We start from the raw sequence: 2,881 nt of genomic DNA, 5'->3' as shown, positions 1-2,881 counted from the left end.
GCCGGACAGACAGGCGTCAGTCTGAAAGCGAGGCGTTTGTTCGTAAGCTGGATAAAAATCGACGGAGACATAGTGCATCAAGCACCAAGCCGCGATGCTGACCAGCGAGATACAACGCCACAGCAAGATTCCGCGCAACAACTGCCGAATTATTCAGATCCGGCATTAGTTAGTGAGGGTCAGGCTATTCAGGCTCAACAGACTATACCCGCTCAGGGCTATGCTGCGGCAGGAGCCTTCGACTCACCAGTGAATTGAACTGAATTCTAACCCACCCAACCGGGGAGCCTCTCCCTGTTGGGGGTGCTCTCCAGTTATTTTGAACTTGCTGGAGATGTTTTCATGAACACTACCGATTCGAAATTTCTCGAAGAGCTAAAAGCTGATTTAATTCAAGCATGCGCATCTATATTGGATGATATGTTTGGAACGACCTATGCAGAAACGGCCGGAGTGCAAGTTGTAATTAAAGGCTCCGAAAGTCGTGAAATGTATGATGATCGCCCTGGAATATTCTTTCATGTCGATCAGCAGCTAGGCATCAACATTCCTCGATATAGTGGTATGTCGATATCGCAGCTGCAAGAGCTTGCTCTTGCTGAGTTCCAGGAATACTTGGCTAATGCTGAAATGCCTGAATGTGAGGGACGATTCACACCGTCTAGTTTTCGGCTTGAGAATTACCGAGGTGAGGTTCTGGACTTGTATGAGTATAGAGTTCAGAGATCTCCAGGATCATGGACAGGTTCTTGGGGATGGGCTTCAGAGAGGAATGACTACATTATTCCTCGTGAGCAGTTTAAAGCGGTGGAAGCTGAAGTTAATCGGCAACATCGCGAGGCGAGAGAAGAGTCTCGTTGGGACAACTTCGAATCCTCTAAAAAACTGCATCGTCAAGCTAAAGAACTGGCAGAAAGACTTAGCTTTTCCCACCGGCATATGTCTGGTGTCGACGCAGACTGAACTCTCAACTGCCCAAGCATCGGGTGGTTATATAAACCTCTACGTAATAAGCACTAATTATAACCGAATGCCCCCTATCGTCAGATAGGGGGCATTTCCTTATGGATTCAATACAGGTGAAGTCAATGACTCTTGCATATGGACTACTTGTTTACAATACAACTACCCAGTGGTGAAGCCGCGCCAAACGATGCTTACAGGTGTGCTGAAAGGTGCTTTGAGCTTGATTGAGGTGCGAGTACTCGACCATATCATTGTCGGTATCTAGGACTAGGTCTCTTTCGCTTAGCAAGGGTATATCTGACTTTTGCCTTTTTGATTCCCCTCGATCTTTGGTGTTTGCGATTGCCAGGTAGGTGTCAGCAAAGCTGGTACCTAGCACTTTGCCATTTTCTTATGTGGTACTTGGGGTATGTCCAATCATCACAAAGCTTGCTGAGGAGCGCAGCAATACTGTTAGCAATATTTTTCATATGAAAAATAGATGCATTTATAATTGATTGTCATTGTCGAAGATGGCATCGTGTATTTTCTTTACCTAATTTAATTCGATTGAAAAGGATTTTCATATGGCTAAATACAACTTCTATGATCAGTTTGATGATGGTATTCCGACAGATGGTCATTGGAAAGACGATGGAACTTTAGTTGTTACACCAATTGAACCATACAAGCCGCCAGTTAACGGTGGTGTCGGCACACCTAGAAATCCTTTTGAGATTGATCCGTTTGATAGCGAGGGTATTAGTTGGGATTTTTATAATGCTGGCCATAATAACAAATCTAATTTAGCAAAAGGTAAAGGTTTCTATCCAAATGGAGAAGCACAGATTGAACTGCTTTCCCAGGGAAGATTGAAAGAATTCTATGAAAGTTTATATACATCTCTAGGGAGTCTTAATGCAACAGATCTTCGGAATTTTTTACGAAATGTATATACATATAATGAAAGAGGTTTGATATTTAATACAAAAGGATATTTTGATACTGAAACTGGTACAAGAGATATCGGTTTGAGTCAGTATACACTGGCACTTGATTATGGCGCGGCCATGCACACAGAAATCAAGGGGATTTATAATGGTGAATCTCAAAATGATTTTTTGATCTTTGCTTTGATGGATATTGTGGCTCTAGTATATTGGATCTGGGGTGGCGGGAAAGCACGTAGAATACCAGCTGTGGCACTTCGGCTGCATTGGGATGAAAACTCTTTCAAGCCCATCCGTGACATTTTAAAATATAACCCTGGACCCGGTGAGTATAATATAAATGGTCGTTACCAATATAATATTTTTTCAGACCTTTGAGATCTTCCACAAGCCTTTGCGTTAGGTAAAATTGTTGGGAATGTAGAAGGCGTGCTGACTATCCGTCAAGATAATAGTTATATTTTTACAGGTGAAGCTGTTGTTTACAGCGGTCTTTATGATGCAAATAAAGGTGCTGGTGATCCTTTCCGCGAAGCAGCAACTGATGTGCTTCGAGAAATAGGCGATGTCTTCGGTCATGATGATTATAAAATTGATACTTATGGAAAAGTCCCTTTAAGTTTTGAGGAGAAGCTATAGTTTGAATGACAAGAGATGTGTTTGAGGTTGTTATGAGATATTTAAGATATTTATTATATTTTTTTATGTTAATAGTGCTCGATTTAGGGTTGTTGATTTTTTCTTATGCTTTGTATATGAAATATAGCAGTACCGGAACGGATTGCAATAATCTTTCACATGAGGAAATTAAAAGTATTATTAAAGGTTTTCATGATGATTTTCCACAGGTTTTCACAATGAGTGGATTCCGTATGCAAGGAAATTACGAATATCTTGATGGGCCCTCAGGAGATTTTGTCTTACAAGTTTTTGAGACAGACTCAGGGTATTATAGAGCTGAAATTACATGTGACGGAGGTGTTGAT

General features: G+C 41.4%; 5 protein-coding genes. All 5 read left to right on the top strand.

Annotated features, from left to right (window positions below):
* The first annotated feature begins 36 nt into the window (after positions 1 to 36).
* On the top strand, positions 37 to 258 hold the full coding sequence (locus AC0UA9_RS17235) for a hypothetical protein (RefSeq protein WP_475661950.1): 222 nt from the start codon (positions 37 to 39) through the stop codon (positions 256 to 258).
* A gap of 84 nt (positions 259 to 342) precedes the next feature.
* The gene (locus tag AC0UA9_RS17230; RefSeq protein ID WP_475661948.1) at positions 343 to 963 is read left to right on the top strand and encodes a hypothetical protein; all 621 of its coding nucleotides are present in this window, start codon (positions 343 to 345) and stop codon (positions 961 to 963) included.
* 569 nt (positions 964 to 1,532) lie between these two features.
* Positions 1,533 to 2,273, top strand: coding sequence for a hypothetical protein (locus AC0UA9_RS17225; protein WP_475661944.1), 741 nt, complete (start codon positions 1,533 to 1,535; stop codon positions 2,271 to 2,273).
* A gap of 30 nt (positions 2,274 to 2,303) precedes the next feature.
* Positions 2,304 to 2,534, top strand: a complete 231-nt coding sequence (locus AC0UA9_RS17220; protein WP_475661952.1) for a lipid II-degrading bacteriocin — start codon at positions 2,304 to 2,306, stop codon at positions 2,532 to 2,534.
* 5 nt (positions 2,535 to 2,539) lie between these two features.
* Positions 2,540 to 2,881: hypothetical protein (locus AC0UA9_RS17215; protein WP_475661941.1), on the top strand; the 342-nt coding region annotated here is incomplete at its 3' end.

The organism is Colwellia sp. F1 (assembly GCF_056238625.1).
This window is presented reverse-complemented; position numbering and strand designations above follow the sequence as displayed.

What these genes read in the sequence shown, in the direction of transcription:
- AC0UA9_RS17230 (WP_475661948.1), top strand. Translation starts at nt 343, where the DNA reads ATGAACACTACCGATTCGAAATTTCTCGAAGAGCTAAAAGCTGATTTA.
- AC0UA9_RS17225 (WP_475661944.1), top strand. Translation starts at nt 1,533, where the DNA reads ATGGCTAAATACAACTTCTATGATCAGTTTGATGATGGTATTCCGACA.